The sequence below is a fragment of the Nostoc sp. TCL240-02 genome (assembly GCF_013343235.1).
Taxonomy (GTDB): domain Bacteria; phylum Cyanobacteriota; class Cyanobacteriia; order Cyanobacteriales; family Nostocaceae; genus Nostoc.
Window position 1 is genome coordinate 4,693,195 of record NZ_CP040094.1, and the last position, 18,907, is coordinate 4,712,101.

An 18,907-nucleotide genomic window follows, 5' to 3' on the forward strand; every position below is an offset into this window, starting at 1 on the left:
CCAAAATTTTTATAGATACTCACACAGGTATAGTCAAAATGGATATTAAAAATGGCTTCGTTGGCGCTGTTGGCAACACACCCCTGATTCGCTTAAACAGCTTCAGTGAAGAAACAGGGTGTGAAATTCTCGCAAAAGCTGAATTTCTTAATCCTGGCGGTTCCGTCAAAGACCGTGCCGCACTTTACATTATCGAAGATGCAGAAAAAAAAGGTTTACTCAAACCCGGTGGTACTGTTGTAGAAGGAACAGCTGGTAATACTGGCATTGGACTGGCGCATATTTGCAACGCCAAAGGCTACAAATGTCTAATTATTATTCCTGATACTCAATCACAAGAAAAAATAGACGCACTGATAGCACTTGGCGCAGAAGTCCGTCGCGTTCCTGCCGTACCCTACAAAGACCCAAATAACTACGTCAAGTTATCTGGCAGAGTCGCAGCTGAGTTAGAAAATGCAATTTGGGCAAATCAGTTTGATAACTTAGCCAACCGCCACGCCCACTATGAAACCACAGGGCCGGAAATTTGGCAACAGACAGATGGTAAAATAGATGCATGGACAGCTGCAACTGGTACTGCTGGTACTTATGCTGGTGTGGCGTTGTACTTAAAAGAACAAAATCCAGCAGTTAAATGCGTTGTTGCCGATCCACTGGGTAGCGCACTTTATAGCTACGTCAAAACAGGTGAAATCAATATAGAAGGAAATTCCATCACCGAAGGTATCGGAAATGGTCGTGTCACAGCCAATATGGAAGGCGCACCTGCTGATGATGCCATTCAAATCGATGACAAAGAAGCTTTACGGGTAGTTTACCAACTACTGAGGAAAGATGGGCTGTTAATGGGCGGATCAACGGGTATTAATGTTGGCGCTGCTGTCGCCCTAGCAAAGCAGTTAGGGCCAGGACATACCATTGTCACCATCTTGTGTGATAGTGGTTCCCGCTATCAGTCACGGATATTTAACCCTGAATGGCTAGCCTCAAAAGGACTTTCAATAGATTAGTTATTGGGCATTGGGCATTGGGCATGGGGTATTAGCCTTTGACAAATGACAAATGACAAATGACAAACATAACTCAACCATCAAACTTTCCGACAATAGACCAACCCTTTTCTTCTAAATGTGTGCGGGTTTGTCAAAATCGCACTTGCAAAAAGCAAGGTGCAGTCAAAGTATTAGCAGCTTTTGCAGCTTTGCCAATCCCTGATGTAACAGTAACGGCTAGCAGCTGTTTGGGACAATGTGGCAATGGGGCGATGGTGCTAGTGTTACCCGATATGGTCTGGTATAGCGGCGTTCAACCGGATGAAGTATCTCTACTGATAGAAAATCATTTGCTAGGTGGTGAAAGAGTCGAACAGATGCTCTATTATCGGTTTCATCCCCAGCAATAAAGCTAAGGGACTGACAAATAAAAAAATATTCAATTATTTATTGTGGGGTGGACATCTTCCGCCCCACAAGATTGGATAATTTATTTCTTGGAGTTCCCTAATTAACAATATCAGGGTCTGTAATCTTGTTGACTGAAGTGAGGCATCCAATGAATATCCAACAGCTGCGTCAATCCTTAAAACAAAAGTGGCTTATTTACTACAAGCAAAATATTGCCTGGCTGGTCAAAATGCGAATATGGGCCACTTACGATGGTCTGCGCCGTCCTTTGTCCGGTTTTATTTTGGCAACACTGTCTGTTTTAGAACCCCAGTTTGATGAAATACTTGCTTTTATGCTGGATCTGAATAACGATCCAGATAAAATAGTCTCTGCTTTAGGTCTTAACTTCAATCCTGACGAAGAGTTACGTTTAATAAAATCAGAGGATTCTGAGGATTCTATTGATATCAGCCAACTTGAAAGCGAGTCACCAGATGAGAAGCATTTTGAGGATAAACATCTGTCATCGGCTGTAACTGCCAGCAAAATTGCGCTTCATTCTCTTGCCAAGACTCTAGACTCTAACTTGTCTCGTGCCGATCGAGTTGCGCCATCATTTACAGCTACAACTGAGGTAGTTCGCACACACAAACCTGAGTTGGTAGTTGCATTTGCTACTAAAATTGCTCCAGATACTCCTGTAAAAACGCCAGCCTCCGGTTTTATAAAGGAATATCAACCAATACGATCGCACTCGACGCTGACAATGACTAGTGAAATCAACAGCAAAGCCAAAACTATGCCATCTGTGGCATTAGCTACTGAGGTTAAGAGCAACCCGCCATCTGTCCGAGTCCCTGTAGGCGCATTGCTGGCAATTACTACTGAGATTAACAGTAATGGTAAACCAGTGCGATCGCTAGCAATTACTACTGAGGTTAAAAGTAACGGCAAGCAAGTGAATATTCAACCGCAAGATATTAAGAGCAAAGTGAATTTACCAACCACTAATGCCCGCAGTTTAGCTTCTTGGGTAGATGAATTTTGTTACGGCACTAGGAATAAAGAAGAAGATATTTTGACTTGAATTACTTATGGGTACTCGTGAGAAACAAAGGGGATTTCTATGACTTCACCCTCACTTTCTCCCACTTGGACTTTTAAGCCTACGCCACCAGCTTTGGTGCGAATGTAACCTAATCCAAAATAACCATCAGCCGTTTCTGTGTAACTGGTAAGTTTGCCGACCTTTTCGTCTCCTACTGCGATCGCACTTCCAATTGACGCAGGGGCACTGAGACGGATACCCAAAAGGTGTTGTTTTACACCTTTATATGTATTTAACCGAGCGATGGTTTCTTGCCCAATATAGCAACCTTTAGTAAAAGAAATTGTCTGCCATAAACCAACTTCCAGAGGATTGTAATCATCTGTGAGTTCAGAATCGGGCGCAGGGCGACCTTGTAAGATTCGCAAAGCATCCCAGGCGCGATCGCTCATCTCTACCGCCCCAACTTCTAACAATTTGTTCCATACTGTCGCTTTGTCAGTATATGGGAAAGTTAAGGTGTATCCAGGCGCAGCTAGCCCACTACCCACAGCAATCCGCACTCCCTCGGCGGGAGCAATAGTGTATACTTTGTGACTTCCATAAGGTTGTCCGATGAGTTCGCCAATACCCAACTTTTCTAAAACAGCGTCGCTTCCTGGGCCAATAAGGCTGAAGGTGTTGGTATATTGTGTGATATCAGATAATTCCACCTTATCGGCAAAGAAAATATATTTATCCAGCCATTCCATGAGATATTGGCGGCGGTTGGGTGAAACCAGCAAAATTACCGCATCTTCTCTAACGTAGGCGGTGACTAAATCTATTGTTCTGGCTGTGGAAGTGACGAAAACCGTATCACAACCTTGTCCAGGCTTGAGTATTTTAAAATTGTTAGTACTTTGGTTGTGTAAGAAATTCAGGCGATCGTCACCAGAGACTTTGATGCGTCCCCAAGCGGTGCGATCGCATATTGCGACCCCAACTCTGGCAGCTTGGATTGCTGCTGTGTCTTTATCGTCAATTGTAGATGTTGGCATAGTGATGAGAAGTTGCCCTGTTTTAATGTTGTTGCACTGGAAATCTTAGCAAATAAGCGTTTCCGGCTTCAATGGCAAAGGGATGAAAGGAATTATGCTGATAGCGATCGCTTAAATTACGGAAAGTACGTCTTCAGGCATTTATTCATCTGTTGCCGAAGTTAATTGATGCTGCTCCAGAATAGACAAGAATTATCCATGCGTAACCTATGAACTGTAAACAAGAGGTTGATAATTAGATATGGGTTGTTTAACAACAAGCTTCTCTGTATCTACGCTTCCTTTAGAAATATGCTTTTTCAGCAACTTACCCACAATCGAAATACCTTGCTCAATTTCCTCTGGCGAGAGACAGAAAGTTAAACGCATCGCTGGATAACCCTGCTTATCAGGGAAAAATGCCGAACCACACGCCAGGTAGACATTTTGTGCAAAAGCTTCCTTACGAATTGTCCCCATCGGAAAATTATCTGGTAACTGTACCCAGAGAAATAATCCACCCGTGGGAACTGTCCATCGGATTTCTTCAGGAAAATAACGCTCTAAAGCTTGCAGCATAGTATTACGACTCTGCAGATTCTCTGTGCGGAGTCGGCTGAGGTGACGGCGGTAATGTCCTGAAGCGAGATATTCGCTAACTATTGTTTGCGAAATACTAGATGTATGCAAGTCATGAAGCAACTTCCGTTCAATAATTGCCTGATAATGCTTACCTGTAACAACCATATAGCCAACTCGTAAACCAGGCATTAAAGTTTTAGAAAATGTGCTTAAATAAGTTACCAAATGATTTTTATCTAAAGCTTTAATTGGTGCTGGTACTGCATCAAAATTTATTCCTTCATAAGCATTATCTTCCAAAATTGGGCACTCATATTTTTCAGCTAATGCTAATAACTGTTGACGATGATTTTGTGTTGTCGTCAATCCAGTCGGATTGTGAAAAGTACTAATCGTATAAATTAATTTTGGACGGTGGCTATGTAGATATTGCTCTAATAAATCTAAATTCATTCCCTCCGCAGTCATGGGAATGCCAATAATCTTGGCTCCTAAGTTTTCTAAGATAGAAATTGCACCATAATAAGTGGGAGCTTCCACAATTACCCAATCACCACGTTGGACATAATAACTCATAGCTAATGACAACCCTTGCTGAGAGCCATTAGTAATAATTAAATCTTCTGGAAAAACCTCTAATCCTTGATGTACTAGCATCTGAGCAATTTGTGTACACAGAGTTAGTTGTCCTTGAGGCATTTCATGAGGAAAGAAAATATCAGTATCATCTTGTCTTAACGCTCGTCTGGCAATGAGGTTAATATCTTTTGGTGGACGAGGATAACCGTAGCCAAAATTAATTATTCCTGGCTGTGTTTGTGCTTGCACCAGTGGAGTGTACATATCATAAAAAGAACACTTTCCTGGTTTGGTAATTATGACATTTTGGGCTGGAGCAAATTTAGATTCTAGGTTGGCACTCTTGAGAGAAATGCTGCTGACAAAATATCCTGAACCCTGACGAGCAGAAACAATCCCATCTGCTTCTAAAACGTTATATGCTTCAATAACTGTGAGTTTGTTAACTTGTAAATTCTCTGCCAGAGAGCGGATAGAAGGGAGGCGATCGCCACTTTTGAGTGCGCCAGATTTAATTAGACGACTGATGCGATCGCGGATCTGCAAATAAATCGGTTTGGGTGACTGCCGTTCTAATAAAATGTTCATTTTGGCGCACTCGTCAATGACTAAATAATCATCAATACTGGCAATATAAACTATTTCTACCAACTTTACCTAGTACAGTTGAGAGTTTTTTGACTATACCAGTTGAAATGTGGCTTAACTGTACTAGATCAAATCTGCTAAAACTGTACCTTCTCAGTCGCCAATTATTACGTGACAGTAAAAGTAATAGTCCATTATTTATCAGGTGCTTTCACTATGAATAAATTTAATTTTTTGTTAAATTTACGAAAATATTGGCAACATTTTGTCATTTGGATGGCAAGTGGTTCTGATCTTCAAGTGTGGCACGAATCAGACTGGCGTGGTAACATTTCTGCTTGGCACGCCTACGATCCAATCACAGGCCGCTCTGCCTGTTTCGGTTCTGAAGAAGAAATACGAATTTGGATTGACAAGTGTTATTACAGATAAAAATCCACCTGTTTTAAACGTTTAAAACCCCTACTTAACAGTTTACGCACGAGTATATAGAATAACGAACCGCAGAGGAGCCAGTGCGCCCTTGCGGTTCCCCGACTTGTAGCAACTGGCGCGACACAGAGAAATGAGAGTTTGAGAGATATTTTACCTAAGCTCTATAATTACGAATTACCCAAAGCCTCCTCCTCCAGGAGTTTCTATCACAAAAACATCCCCAGGTTTCATTTCTACTGTTGCTGTGCTGTCTAAATTTTCTTCAATTCCATTCTGACGTTGTATCCAGTTGCGTCCAACAATTCCGGTTTCTCCACCATTTAATCCAAAGGGAGGAATAACTCGATGTCCAGAGAGAATATTAGCTGTCATGGGTTCTAAAAAACGGATGCGACGGACAACTCCATTACCACCAGAATATTTTCCTTTACCACCACTATCAGGACGAAGGCTAAAGCTTTCTAAAAGTACAGGATAACGGGTTTCTAAAACTTCTGGATCGGTCAAACGGGAGTTCGTCATGTGAGAATGAACACCATCAGTTCCATCAAAATCAATTCCTGCTCCAGAGCCGCCGCAGATAGTTTCATAATATTGATATTGCTCATTACCAAAAGTAAAATTATTCATCGTTCCTTGAGAAGCGGCCATCACACCTAAAGCGCCATATAAAGCATCAACGATGGTTTGAGAAGTTTCTACATTACCGGCCACTACTGCTGCTGGATAAGTTGGATTCAGCATACAGCCGACTGGTATGATAATTTCTAGAGGGTTAAGACACCCGGCATTAAGTGGAATATTATCATCAACCAAAGTCCGAAAGACATATAAAACTGCGGCTTGAGTCACAGCTTTGGGAGCATTAAAATTACTATTTAGTTGCTCAGAAGTCCCAGTAAAATCAATGGTAGCACTGCGGCTTTCTTGATGAATTGTAACTTTTACTTTAATTGTTGCTCCATTATCCATTTCATAAACAAACGAGCCATCTTTGAGAAGATTGATAGCCTTTCTCACCGACTCCTCGGCATTAGCTTGCACAAACTTCATGTAAACTTGAACAGTCTCAATTCCGTATTGTGAAACCATTTTATAAAGTTCTTGTCCTCCCCGTTTATTTGCGGCAATTTGTGCTTTAAAATCAGCGATATTTTGGTCAGAGTTACGGGCAGGATAAGTATGATTTAAGAGGTGCTGTCTTACTGAGGTTTCTAACAAATTTCCCTCTTCAACTAAGAGAAAATTATCAAATAGAATTCCTTCTTCTTCTACTGTAGTACTGTGGGGAGGCATTGAACCGGGAGTAATTCCACCGATATCTGCTTGGTGTCCGCGAGAAGCAACAAAAAAGAGGGGCATGGGACATGGATTATTCTCCCCAATTTCCAAAAATATAGGAGTAATTGCAGTGACATCAGGAAGGTGCGTTCCGCCGTTATAGGGGTTATTAGAGAGATAGACATTTCCTGGTTTTAGGGTGTCGCCTTTGTCGTTAATTAAACTGCGAACACTTTCACTCATAGAACCTAAATGTACAGGAATATGGGGAGCATTTGCCACTAATAATCCCGATGAGTCAAAAATAGCACAGGAAAAATCTAACCTTTCTTTGATATTCACAGATGTTGCTGTGTTTTGTAAAACAATCCCCATTTGTTCGGCGATAAATTGGTAGAGATTTTTAAATATTTCCAAGCGGACGGGATCGGATTGAGATGTTGTGTACATTTTTTATTATTTGTTTAACTTTGATAAATATTAGATAGATTTTATATGTAGCCTGTTGATAAGCTCTGTAAAATTAGATGATTGCGTTCAGTTAATCTGGCATTCCAGTTAGGTTCAACTACAATTGTGCTAATCTTTTCAACAACGATCGCAGGCCCATTAATCTTATCTTCTGGTTGTAAATCTTCCCGTCGATAAACAGGGGTTTCATGCCATCTATCATTACTAAACATTCTCACTATCTCAACAGATGTAGGAGTTTCATCTAAAGGGCGAATCCGAATAATTAAGGGTTCTTCAGGAGTATCCATTTTCTGAATTGCTTCTACTGAGACTGATTCGACAATTAAGGTTTTTTCTAATTGTATAAAACCATAACGGGATTTATGTTCATTTTCAAATTCTTGTCGCATAGCTATCACATCATCGGCAAAGCTAACGGTCAATGTAGAGTTAGTCCCTTCATATTTTAATTTAACTTTTTTGACTATTTTTACTTCATTATGTAATTCATCTATTTCATTTCTAGCTTGAGTTTCTAAATATCCCATTAACTGCTGTAACTTAGGGATTAATACTTCGGTTAAAGGCTGTTCTACTCCTCCTTCTCTAATGGCTCTAACATCAGCTAATCCCATTCCATAAGCAGAGAGAACACCAGCATAAGGGTGAAGAAATATTTTTTTCATTCCCAAGGTATCGGCAATTAAACAAGCAACTTGTCCGCCTGCGCCGCCAAAACAACAAAGCACATATTGGCTGACATCATAACCCCGTTGCAAACTGATTTTTTTAATTGCGTTCGCCATATTTTCTACTGCGATCGCAATAAATCCAGCCGCTACCTGTTCGGGAGTACAATTATTGAATGTCGCGGCTTGAATATCTTGGGCTAATTGGGTAAATTGCTGAATGACAGTATCTTTATCTAAAGGTAAATTGCCATCAATTCCAAAAACCGATGGAAAATATTGTGGGTGAATTTTACCTAACATCACATTGGCATCAGTAACCGCTAATGGCCCACCACGTCGATAACAAGTAGGCCCAGGATTTGAGCCAGCAGATTGAGGGCCGATACGATAACTAGAACCATCAAAAAAGAGGATGGAACCGCCTCCAGCCGCAATGGTATTAATTGCTAATACGGGAACTCGCATCCGCGCCCCAGCAATTTCTGAATCTAGTTGTCGTTCATACTCTCCTTTAAAGTGGGCGACATCTGTACTTGTCCCTCCCATATCAAAAGTGATAACTGAGTCAAAACCTGCTCTTTTACTAGTTTGAATTGCGCCGACAATACCGCCAGCCGGGCCACTCAAGATACTATCTTTGCCTTGAAATTGTTGGGCTGCAACTAAACCGCCGTCAGATTTCATAAACATTAATTTTACTCCAGGTAACTGACTCGCTATTTGGTTGACATAGCGACGGAGAATAGGAGTTAAATAAGCATCGACTACTGTTGTATCTCCTCGGCTGACTAATTTCATTAACGGACTAACTTGATGAGATACAGATATTTGTGTAAAGCCAATTTCTTGCGCGATTTTGGCTATTTGTTGTTCGTGATTAGGATAGCGATCGCTGTGCATAAAAACAATAGCACAACTCCGAATTCCTGTGTTGTAAACTACTTTTAAGTGATTTTTGACTTGTTGAATATCTACAGAGATTAATTCATTTCCATGAGCATCATAACGTTCGTCAATCTCAATCACCTGCTCATAAAGCATGGTTGGTAAAACGATATGACGGGCAAAGATGTTAGGACGGTTTTGGTAGCCAATTCGCAGCGCATCTTTAAACCCTTTGGTAATGATAAGAACAACTCTGTCTCCTTTCCGTTCTAACAACGCATTTGTTGCTACTGTTGTCCCCATTTTTACTACTTCTATTGCTTCAGTAGGAATGAGTTGATTGCCAGAAATGCCCATAATATCCCGAATTCCTTGAATGGCTGCATCTTGATATTGTTCGGGATTTTCTGAAAGAAGTTTATAAACTATAATCCATTGCTTTTTAGGCAGAGTCACAATTAAAAAACGTTCAGGATGCCTTGACAATCTGTCTATAATTGAATGATTATTAGTAACGGCAACAATATCTGTAAATGTACCACCGCGATCGGCAAAAACCTTCAACATTACTCTGTTTCCTGTATAATCATAAAAAATTACGAAATAGCTCTAATATCCGTTGTCAATTAATATTCATCTACAAATTGAGGATGAACCCAGAGAAATTCACGGCGTTTGTTTTGCACCCGCACTAGACCACCAAAACTAGGATCTTTTTCTTTTAGAAGAGCGTGTAATTCTCGCAAAATCGAGCCTTGAGCGCGGATTGCATCGCCTTCCAAGAAAGAGGCATCGCTTTTGGACTTCCCAGCCAAAGCCATATCACTTCCCTTCAAAGTAGACTCGATACTTTTCTGTCCCAAATCGAGTTGTTCTTCAATGGATTTGTAGGTGGTATCATCCAGGATAAATTTAGTTGTCGAAGCTGCTACAGGTAAGACTAGGCTCAGGGTTCCGGTCAAAATTCTGAGATAGGGGACTGCCTTGGTGAACCACTTATGCGGTAAGTCTAATTCATAGACTCCCTTTTTCTGATCATTGGGATTTAAGGCTGGAAGTGGTTGACGTGCGTGTTCGCACCAGAGGGTGAGTTGAAACTTGGCACTAATCCATTTGGGGCGATCGAAAAATTTCGGATCGATAGGCTTAAAGCTAAACAGGCGCGGGCCGTCTTTTGCTTCATCGGTGAGCATCTGCATTAGTTCTGCAAACTGCTGATCGACCTGGCTTAAAATGGTACGTTGCTCTTGAGATAATACCTGAAAACGTGCTTGATCTAGGCGATCGTACATAACCAAATCTTGGCGGATGACGTTTAACTCGTCTTTCACAATGTCTCGAAACTGCTCAATGCCAATTTCTTGGGATGGGCGTTGAGCAGTCGGCGCGTTATTTAGAAGTTTGTCTATGTTTTGCCATTCGCCACACCCGGAAATGGGACACGGGAACTCATGGCGATTTTTCTTTTTGCTTTCAATTAGTTTTTGTACTTCAAACAGTCCGTTTCCAGGCATATTCATACCGCAAGTTTCAATGCAGGGAACCATCACATTACAACGCAATCCTTCCCAGAAATTCTCGACTAGCCATTTAATCTCTTCCGTGAGATATGACAGGAACCTTTCTGGATAAGCTGCCCGCACCGTGATTTTTACATCAGTGCCAACATATTCCAGCAATGCCCGACCATTGTAATCGTTGTCAAGCATTAAGCCCCGTTGCCAGTGAATGCTGTTTTCGTAATTAGTCCGCCCCAGTGAGTATTTGTGCAACCGAACAATCAACTGGTAAAATAATCCTTCTGCTACTGCAAACTGTCCGCGACTGTCTACAATGCGGCAAATTTGTATCTGTTGTCTATCTCCAGCTTCCGGTTGCTCTCTCCAATTGGACAATGGCTCTGGGCGTGTGTCTGGAACAAGTTGAGCAATCAGGCTGGTATTGCTAGTTTCTGAAGGATCGAAAACCACTTTGTAGGATAGATCAAAGCGTTCCATCAGCCGCAGAAAGATTGAATGCAATTTTGAGGGGTAGCCTTCTTCGCCTTCAAATGGCGGATGGCTCCACAACTGGCTGAGATGTTTAAATTCCACTAAACCATTGCGTTTGCGTGTCGTTTCATCATCTAGCACGAAACTGATCGCCTTTGCCAGCCAGTCCGGTTTGAGGATGACGATATCGCGTAGTGTTGGATCGTAATGGTAATGGATGAAATGCCCTAGTATATGGGAGATGCGAAGAAACAGTTCTGCTTGCTCCTCATCGATTCCCTCTTTAGCGCAGATGGCAATGACATCATTGTAGGGGAGATAGGCTTTGTCACTTGTCTGCAAGGTTTCCCGCACCCGTTGCCACTTTGCTGGAACGGATCGCCCCATTTCGGGAAGAGATGCAGCGACACGAGCAATAGCTTCTTTTAATTCTGCAAGCCCAGTGCAATGTGTCGTATCTTGGTTGGGTTTGCTGTCTATATGGAAGAAATCGATTACCGTATCTTTGCCGAATTGATCCAAAATTTCTTGTCTGTCAATATCCGGTTGTCGCTGTCTGGGGCCACCGTGGGTTGCGACGACCAGCACCTTTGCCTCTGGTTCTCGATTTTTGATCAGCGCAATCCACTCTTTGACAAAGCCCTGCTGGGGGCCTTCCCGTGGTTTCCAAATCACCAGATACACGGCTGGGGCACTGAAAAACAACTGGTGCGTTGGTCTATAAACTCGTTGACCGCCAAAATCCCAACCATTCAACGTGATTTCTACGACACTGCCGGGATCGGTGACGACTACAGGCTTAATCTCAATCCCGTGAGTTGTAGGGCGGCCGTCTACCCATTCATCTTCCCGCAACGCGCCCAACAGACAACTCTTACCCACCTCACCCTCACCAACCAGGATCAGCTTGGCTTCATACAACGTCACCTGGTCTTCTGCCTTTGCCTGGAGGTACTGCAAGACGGCTTGAGTACTTTGTTCATAGGCAGCAGCGAGATCAGGATTAAGGGGATTATCATCAAGGATAAGTGTCTCCAGGTGAGAGAGTTGACCTAAAGATGCCGGTAAATCAGTTAAGCAATTTTTAGCAAGGAATAAATTTCTTAGTTGTGTAAGTTCAATCAACCAGTCAGGCAAGGATTGTAAATCACTTTCTTTAACCTGAATTTGTTTAAGATTTTTCAGTGTCCTAATTGGTGCAGGGAGTTTGCCTATATGGCTATTGTCTAGGATTAAGACATTTAGATTCTGTAGTTCACTAAGAGAACTCGGTAAATCAGTGAATTTATTGTTGCCTAAACTCAATAAATTGAGAACTTTCAGTTCACCTATCCACTCAGGAATGATAACTAAGTTATTACCGAAAATTGCAAGTTCTTGCAATTTAGTAAATTTTTTAACTATCAACGGAAATTCAGCGAATTGGTTGTTTCCTAAATAAAGATTTTGTAACTGAGTAAGGCTTTCGAGTTGTTCTGGTAACTTTTTCAGTTGGTTGCTGTGGAAGTTAAGCTTTTGCAACTGAGTAAGCTTTGTAAATGTCTCCGGCACTTCCGTTAATTGGTTATAGGAGAGGTTAAGCTCTTGCAACTGAGTCAGGGATGTGATCGCCTCCGGCACTTCCGTTAATTGGTTGTAGGAGAGGTTAAGCTCCTGCAACTGAGTTAGGAATGCGATCGCCTCTGGGAGTTCTGTCAGTTGGTTTCTGGAGAGATCAAGATTTTGTAACTGAGTTAGGAATGCGATCGCCTCTGACAGTTCAGTCAATTGGTTGTATGAGAGGTTAAGTTCTTGCAACTGAGTCAGGGATGCGATCGCTTCTGGCAGTTGGGTCAGTTGGTTGTGGGAAAGGTGAAGCCGTTGCAACTGGGTAAGAGATGCGATCACCTCTAGCACTTCAGCCAATTGATTGCCAGAGAGGTAAAGCTGTTGTAACTGACTCAGGGATGCGATCACCTCTGGTAATGTCGTCAGTTGATTGTCAGAGAGATTAAGCTGTTGCAACTGTGTGAGGGATGCGATCGCTTCTGGCAGTTGGGTCAGTTGGTTGTAGGAGAGGTTAAGCTCTTGCAACCCAGTCAGGGATGCGATCGCCTCTGGTATCTCAGTGAGTTTCATGTTGCTGAGATCGAGTTTTATTGCTTCCTCTTGCTGTGCCTTTTTAATACGCTGCTCTGCTTGCCGATAAGCCTTATCTCTTACCATGACCAAATCCTTTTTCTCACTACCAAAATTGGAGTAATAGCCAGATTTTTTCTGGGTAACAGCCTATACAGGTGATTTAGCCAGAAAATCTCAGCCTAACACTCTAATAAATAGCAAGCAACGCCAAGGTAAAAATTTCACTTGAGTTAAAAATTTAAATACTTGAAATGATGTTGACAATTAAATAGCTTCCTGGTTTAGCGGAATTACAACTATAAATTCTGTACCTTGTCCCTGAGTAGAAATACATCTTAATTGTCCCAGATGTTTTTGGGTGACAATCTGATAACTGATAGATAAACCTAACCCTGTGCCTTTGCCAACTGGTTTAGTGGTAAAGAATGGTTCGAATAAGTGTTTTTGGACGTTTTCTGGAATACCTATACCATTATCTGCAATGCTAATAACTACCTGATTTTCACTATTAAGCTGAGTATGAATTTTAATTTTGGGATTAGATAGTGCTGCTTTCTTAACTTCCCACTCACTATTCTCCCCTGCTTCTTCTAAAGCATCGATCGCATTTGCTAGAAGATTCATAAATACCTGATTCAGTTGTCCGGCATAACATTCTACTAATGGCAGATCGCCGTACTCTTTGATAATGTCAATTGTTAGAGAGTTAGATTTAGCCTTGAGTCGATGTTCTAGAATGAGCAATGTATTATCTATACCCTCATGGATATTTACAGCTTTCATCTCTGTTTCATCTAACCGAGAAAAGTTTCGCAGAGATAGGACAATTTCTGTGATTCTTTCGGCACCAACAGTCATAGAAGTTAGCAAGTTGGGCAAGTCTGCTATTACGAAATCTAGATCGATGGCTTCTGTTTCTTTTTGAATTTCTGTTACTGGATTAGGATAGTTTTGCTGATATAATTGCAGGAGCTTCAGTAAATCTTCAATATATTGATTGGCATGGGTGATATTGCCATAAATAAAGTTGACTGGGTTGTTGATTTCGTGCGCTACACCTGCTACCAATTGCCCCAAACTGGACATTTTTTCACTATGTATGAGTTGAGATGCTAACTGCTTTGCCTCTTGGCGCAATTGTGCTTCTGAGTATCGCAATATCTGCTCTGCTTGTTTGCGCTGGGTAATGTCGTGGAGAATGACGACATACTCTTGAAAATCCTGATGCGGCCTGTCTGAGATGGAAACTTCTAGGATTTTGTTTTTGCCATTGCGGAGTAAGGTTTGTTCGCTGCGCTTTGTCCACTCGTCTGGATATGAGACTAATGCAGTTAGCCATTTGTTGAGGTGATTTCCCCGTAACTCGGATGGGTTAACGCCAAAAAAAGATTCAGTAGCTGGATTCGCCTGCTGGATAATGCCTCGATCGTCCACAACTAAAATACCATCTTGGGCAACAGTAAATAGGTGTTCGGCAGCTTCACGGGCTTCTGCGATCGCAACCACTTGCGGTAAACTTGTCCAACAAGCGATCGCTACTCCCACAAATGCCACTGTCATTAGCAGCACCACAAATAGGTTTTCACCCCCCGCACTTGCTGCTTTATTAAGTTTGTCACCAAACAACCAGCCAACTACCACTGCGCTGCATAGTAAAAAAATCAGGATGCTTACCTGAAGAACTACTGAGTCTTTGATAATTACCACAGGGCGCGATTTATATCGCCGCATCCACCAACTGGGATGAAATGGAGGGAATTTCACCCGGCGAATCACTGCATCTATTCCTATAACACCAATGGGAAATAATAGCCCAATTAGCAAGTTGAGCCAACCCCAGGCAAGTCCACCCACCACTAGCACTACAACTTCTAACAGCAGAATAGCCAGAGATATGCGAGGGAACAAAACTTCCGAGCGATCGCGCCGCAACCAAAGCCCCAAATGCAATAACATAAAAGAGACAAACCAGCCAACATTACCAACGGCTACGATTCGCGCTACATCTCCCCAAATCAAATAAATCAGGCACAACACCAATGTTAATGTCAGCGCTGGTACAAACACACCCCGACGTGATACAACAGAAAATAAAGGTGAGATGTGTTTGTCTAAAGCCAACTGATACAAAATCCGAGGGCAATTAGAAACAACCGTTGCTGAACCTAAAAGACAAGCAGCTACTAGCAAAAAGGAAACACTTATAGCTGCTGATTTTCCCCAGAAAGGTTGGGAAGCTGCCACAAGATTCATAAAAGCGTTGTCTTTGAGGCTTGGATCGGTTGCTAACCGCATCATTACCCAAGATCCCCCCAAAAAGATCGGTGGCATCATCCAAGCCGCAACATCTAGAAAACGTAGCGTCTGGGTGGGTTGGCGGCTATCGGCGACAAAAGAAGAAGCCGTTTCACAACTGTAGGTGGCATAAGTGACGAAAAAGAACCACTTTGCCCAATCGACAAAACCCAGAGATGACCAATTGCTAGGAAAAAATCCAGGACTATCACCAGAGAAAGCTAACCAGCCAAGACCCTGTACACAGAAGGTAATTAGCAATCCAAAGGCGGGAATTACAAAAAATAAATGTAAAATACTTAGGGCGCGAGTCCCACTAAACGCGACTATAAACGGCAACAGTGTAAAGCCAATATCTAGAAGTATTTCTGGACAGGCAATACCCAGCGCCTCCAAATTCACCTTAATTAAATCTTTGAGGACGATGGTATTAACTGACAGGTAGGAAACCCAGTTGAGCAGGTATCCAATTGCTGCATAGCAAGCTATTCCTGGATAGTTTTGCAGCAACTTAGTAGCATAGTTAGGTGTTCCTCCAGCCACATTCATAAAATGCATACCCAAGCGTTTTACCTGGTAGTTGAGCAGCATTCCGAAAATCACCGCAGGTATCCAGACAAAAATAGCTTGGGGGCCGAGAGCAGCATGAATTGCTGGAACCAATGCTGTCCAGGAAATATGAGCCGTTAAACCGAAACCCCAACTTTCAACAGCACTTAAGCTTCTAGTCAAGCGCGGGTAAGAAGATTGGCCCAAAGTGGGATGAGCAGGATGGGACATCATTGGCTGTGTTGGGTGGGATACTGTAATTAAACTTATTAGCTAGAGTTCCCATCTTCTAAATGTTCTGAACAGAGACTTTTTGCTCGAAATCATAACATATTCACAACACCAGCATTTCTTTACACCATAATTTAGTCTTCCAGGTGTAGCTGATAGTAGCCTATCTTTATTCCCACTCCATGCTTTCAGGAAGCTTCTTATTGAAAAAGCGATCCATGCACCGCTCCGCTAAAGCCGCGATGGTTAGCGATGGGTTAGTACAGGCAGTCGAACCAGGAATCAGAGAACCATCTACAACAAACAAATTAGAATAACCGTGGACTTTACCATAAGTGTTGCATACAGCACCCATAGTTGCACCACCAAGAGGATGCGCTGTCGCACTAAAGTCAAGTGGTGCGCCAAAAGTAGTACCATTAGCTTGATTTAGCCGTTGGTAAGTATACTGATTAGCCTGGGTAATTTTCTGATTATTGGCTGAGTCTTTCGGCCAGAACAGATTAGCTGATTGCGTAGAAGTATTGTAAGTCAGATAGCCCTCTGGCTTGGCGATCGCTAGGCTAATAGGAGCTAAGACACCTTGGGGAACTATGGGAAAAGGAAGCTGCTCAATGACTAATGGCGTGATGGGATTGTCCAAGTCTTCAATTACTACCGATGCTGGCCCGCCCAGTGTGGCATTAGTTTGACCAGAAGTAACGATCGCACTCACCGCATCACCGTTAGTTCCCCACAATTTTCCAACTTGATTGTTCAGGCGACCCAATGTCCCATTGTGCTTGGCACGTAAAAGCAATTCAGTAGTGCCAATAGAACCGGCTGCTAAAAACAGATAACGACAGATAAAGGATTTTTTAGCCAGCACAACTCCCCGCTCATTGATTTGATTGCAGGTAACTCGGAAACGCCCAGCATGGCATTCTTCGATCGTGTTGACTACGTGTAGGGGTCGAATTTCTACCTTTTTAGTAGCTTCTGCCATGCTGAGATAATTTCGATCTAAGCTATTTTTCGCACCACTATTAAGACCATAGTAAACTTGACCTGCGATCGCCGAAGGAACTTTCTTACCCACAATTTCTTGCCGAACGATATCCCAATCAACAGCGACATCAAGTTTGCGACCTTTTAAACCAGCTTTGGCTGCTTGCTCTAATAAAATACGGCTGGCTAAATAGTAGTCAGTTTTTAGAATATCATCCGGTATGGGAGATGGTTTGAGGACGGAACGCACCCTTGGATAGTAAACTTTATCCAGTTCCTCATATTTGATACTGCGTGGAAAGACTTGATAAAAAAGTTCTTTAGTTGGCTGATAACTGACAGCATTGTAAACTAGCGAACCCCCTCCCACCCCTGCTCCACGATAAGCAATAATCCCATCGCCTACCTTAACATCCAGGACACCAGTATAAATATCAATTGGAACTTGGTTGAATATAACTGTAGTCGGACTTAACCAAGTAGACCGACCATCTGGGTTTTGATATGTGGAGAAAGTATTACCTGCATTGGTTATTGGCCATCGTCGTCCCCGTTCCAATACTATGGTTTTAATTCCAGCTTCACCAAGGCGCAATGCTGCAACTGCTCCACCAAAACCGCTACCAATCACCAGCGCTTCTACACATTCTTCACCACGATAAGTTGCAGAAGCAATCTTAGACACGCCTATACTTGCAGTTGCTGCCAGTGTTGCCCGAATAAATTGACGACGTTTAATTACGCCTGACATACTTGATTTCCTGTACGAGTTGATTATGCACCGACACGTTGACATACCAGTTGAAATAACTAGCTGTAATTGATGTCTTTAAGGAATTACAGAAGTAACTTAAAAATCTCGACCACCTGGTTATGGCAACTTCTGTTACATTCGTTGCACAATCCCAAAAATATCAGTATCAAAAATAGTTGATCTGCCAAATTGCCAAAAACTTGTTTTTGTGTATTTAAAGACTTCCAAATAAACAAATATTCAACTACTGATTGCGGGGTAGCTGTTTCACCTGCCTGTAACACTTCACGCTATTCTTAATCAAGCGTCAGCGAACTTTAAAAAGCATGGGTGGCAAATTAATTGTATTTGAAGGGGTGGAAGGCTGCGGCAAAACCAGCCAAATGCAGCTTTGTTCTCAGTGGTTGGAAAATCTAGGTGTTTCTGTGGTGGTAACTCGTGAACCAGGCGGAACAGAGTTAGGCTTACATCTTCGCCGCTTACTACTAGAGAAAGCAGAGGATAAACCAGTTGCAGAAGTAACAGAACTTTTATTGTATGCTGCTGACCGATCGCAACACGTGGAACAAGAACTTAAACCAAATCTCGCAGCAGGGAAATATATTTTATGCGATCGCTACACTGACTCTACCATTGCCTACCAAGGATATGGTCGCGGTTTGAATATGAGTTTAATCAATCAGCTTAACTATATTGCCACTGCTGGTTTAGAGAGTGACTTAACTATTTGGCTAGATGTCAATGTTGAAGTAGGACTAGCCCGCAAACGGGGAGATGGAATAGGATTAGACCGCATTGAACAAGAAACTATCGCTTTTCATCGGCGCGTTCAGCAAGGATACGCAGAGTTAGCAGCATCCTATCCTTCAAGAATTATGCGGGTAGATGGCAGCTTGAGTAAAGAAGCTGTGCAACAAGTAATTCAAGGAATTCTGCGCGTACACCTGAAGGAATTGCCATAGGTATGTCTCAACTTTTGAAGGCAAAATTCTTTTAACAGTTTACTTAACTGTCTTAACTGTCCTTGCA

At 42.3% G+C, this 18,907-nt stretch carries 12 protein-coding genes; 5 read left to right on the forward strand and 7 right to left on the reverse strand.

The window, feature by feature from the left end; genetic code table 11:
• Positions 1 to 38: 38 nt before the first annotated feature.
• The 3 genes from FBB35_RS20005 (at position 39) to FBB35_RS20015 (ending at position 2,475) form a co-directional block, all read left to right on the forward strand.
• A complete protein-coding gene (locus FBB35_RS20005; RefSeq protein WP_174711083.1) occupies positions 39 to 1,013 on the forward strand; it encodes a cysteine synthase A in 975 nt (324 codons plus the stop codon).
• Positions 1,014 to 1,072: 59 nt separating this feature from the next.
• Positions 1,073 to 1,405, forward strand: a complete 333-nt coding sequence (locus FBB35_RS20010; RefSeq protein ID WP_174711084.1) for a ferredoxin — start codon at positions 1,073 to 1,075, stop codon at positions 1,403 to 1,405.
• 149 nt (positions 1,406 to 1,554) lie between these two features.
• Positions 1,555 to 2,475 carry a DUF5331 domain-containing protein gene (locus tag FBB35_RS20015; RefSeq protein WP_174711085.1) on the forward strand — a complete coding sequence of 307 codons (921 nt, stop codon included), beginning with the start codon at positions 1,555 to 1,557 and terminating at the stop codon, positions 2,473 to 2,475.
• 5 nt (positions 2,476 to 2,480) lie between these two features.
• On the opposite strand, the gene FBB35_RS20020 is transcribed toward FBB35_RS20015, so the two are convergent.
• On the reverse strand, positions 2,481 to 3,476 hold the full coding sequence (locus tag FBB35_RS20020; protein WP_174711086.1) for a folate-binding protein YgfZ: 996 nt from the start codon (positions 3,474 to 3,476) through the stop codon (positions 2,481 to 2,483).
• A 207-nt stretch (positions 3,477 to 3,683) separates the two neighbouring features.
• A complete protein-coding gene (locus tag FBB35_RS20025; protein WP_174711087.1) occupies positions 3,684 to 5,267 on the reverse strand; it encodes a PLP-dependent aminotransferase family protein in 1,584 nt (527 codons plus the stop codon).
• A gap of 153 nt (positions 5,268 to 5,420) precedes the next feature.
• On the opposite strand from FBB35_RS20025, the gene FBB35_RS20030 reads away from it, so the two are divergent.
• Positions 5,421 to 5,636 (forward strand): hypothetical protein, encoded by a 216-nt coding sequence (locus FBB35_RS20030; RefSeq protein ID WP_174711088.1) that lies wholly within the window; start codon positions 5,421 to 5,423, stop codon positions 5,634 to 5,636.
• 177 nt (positions 5,637 to 5,813) lie between these two features.
• On the opposite strand, the gene FBB35_RS20035 is transcribed toward FBB35_RS20030, so the two are convergent.
• The 5 genes from FBB35_RS20035 to FBB35_RS20055 form a co-directional block, all read right to left on the reverse strand.
• On the reverse strand, positions 5,814 to 7,370 hold the full coding sequence (locus FBB35_RS20035) for a hydantoinase B/oxoprolinase family protein (protein WP_174711089.1): 1,557 nt from the start codon (positions 7,368 to 7,370) through the stop codon (positions 5,814 to 5,816).
• Between the two features lie 41 nt (positions 7,371 to 7,411).
• Positions 7,412 to 9,517 (reverse strand): hydantoinase/oxoprolinase family protein, encoded by a 2,106-nt coding sequence (locus FBB35_RS20040; protein ID WP_174711090.1) that lies wholly within the window; start codon positions 9,515 to 9,517, stop codon positions 7,412 to 7,414.
• A 59-nt stretch (positions 9,518 to 9,576) separates the two neighbouring features.
• A complete protein-coding gene (locus tag FBB35_RS20045; protein WP_174711091.1) occupies positions 9,577 to 13,146 on the reverse strand; it encodes a leucine-rich repeat domain-containing protein in 3,570 nt (1,189 codons plus the stop codon).
• 180 nt (positions 13,147 to 13,326) lie between these two features.
• Positions 13,327 to 16,140 carry an ATP-binding protein gene (locus tag FBB35_RS20050; RefSeq protein WP_174711092.1) on the reverse strand — a complete coding sequence of 938 codons (2,814 nt, stop codon included), beginning with the start codon at positions 16,138 to 16,140 and terminating at the stop codon, positions 13,327 to 13,329.
• A 166-nt stretch (positions 16,141 to 16,306) separates the two neighbouring features.
• Positions 16,307 to 17,875 (reverse strand): GMC oxidoreductase, encoded by a 1,569-nt coding sequence (locus FBB35_RS20055; RefSeq protein ID WP_174711093.1) that lies wholly within the window; start codon positions 17,873 to 17,875, stop codon positions 16,307 to 16,309.
• A 329-nt stretch (positions 17,876 to 18,204) separates the two neighbouring features.
• On the opposite strand from FBB35_RS20055, the gene tmk reads away from it, so the two are divergent.
• The gene (tmk, locus tag FBB35_RS20060) at positions 18,205 to 18,840 is read left to right on the forward strand and encodes a dTMP kinase (RefSeq protein ID WP_174711094.1); all 636 of its coding nucleotides are present in this window, start codon (positions 18,205 to 18,207) and stop codon (positions 18,838 to 18,840) included.
• Positions 18,841 to 18,907 lie beyond the last annotated feature (67 nt).

What these genes read in the sequence shown, in the direction of transcription:
- FBB35_RS20005 (WP_174711083.1), top strand. Translation starts at nt 39, where the DNA reads ATGGATATTAAAAATGGCTTCGTTGGCGCTGTTGGCAACACACCCCTG.
- FBB35_RS20010 (WP_174711084.1), top strand. Translation starts at nt 1,073, where the DNA reads ATGACAAACATAACTCAACCATCAAACTTTCCGACAATAGACCAACCC.
- FBB35_RS20015 (WP_174711085.1), top strand. Translation starts at nt 1,555, where the DNA reads ATGAATATCCAACAGCTGCGTCAATCCTTAAAACAAAAGTGGCTTATT.
- FBB35_RS20020 (WP_174711086.1), bottom strand. Translation starts at nt 3,476, where the DNA reads ATGCCAACATCTACAATTGACGATAAAGACACAGCAGCAATCCAAGCT.
- FBB35_RS20030 (WP_174711088.1), top strand. Translation starts at nt 5,421, where the DNA reads ATGAATAAATTTAATTTTTTGTTAAATTTACGAAAATATTGGCAACAT.
- FBB35_RS20035 (WP_174711089.1), bottom strand. Translation starts at nt 7,370, where the DNA reads ATGTACACAACATCTCAATCCGATCCCGTCCGCTTGGAAATATTTAAA.
- FBB35_RS20040 (WP_174711090.1), bottom strand. Translation starts at nt 9,517, where the DNA reads ATGTTGAAGGTTTTTGCCGATCGCGGTGGTACATTTACAGATATTGTT.
- FBB35_RS20045 (WP_174711091.1), bottom strand. Translation starts at nt 13,146, where the DNA reads ATGGTAAGAGATAAGGCTTATCGGCAAGCAGAGCAGCGTATTAAAAAG.
- FBB35_RS20050 (WP_174711092.1), bottom strand. Translation starts at nt 16,140, where the DNA reads ATGATGTCCCATCCTGCTCATCCCACTTTGGGCCAATCTTCTTACCCG.
- FBB35_RS20055 (WP_174711093.1), bottom strand. Translation starts at nt 17,875, where the DNA reads ATGTCAGGCGTAATTAAACGTCGTCAATTTATTCGGGCAACACTGGCA.
- tmk (WP_174711094.1), top strand. Translation starts at nt 18,205, where the DNA reads ATGGGTGGCAAATTAATTGTATTTGAAGGGGTGGAAGGCTGCGGCAAA.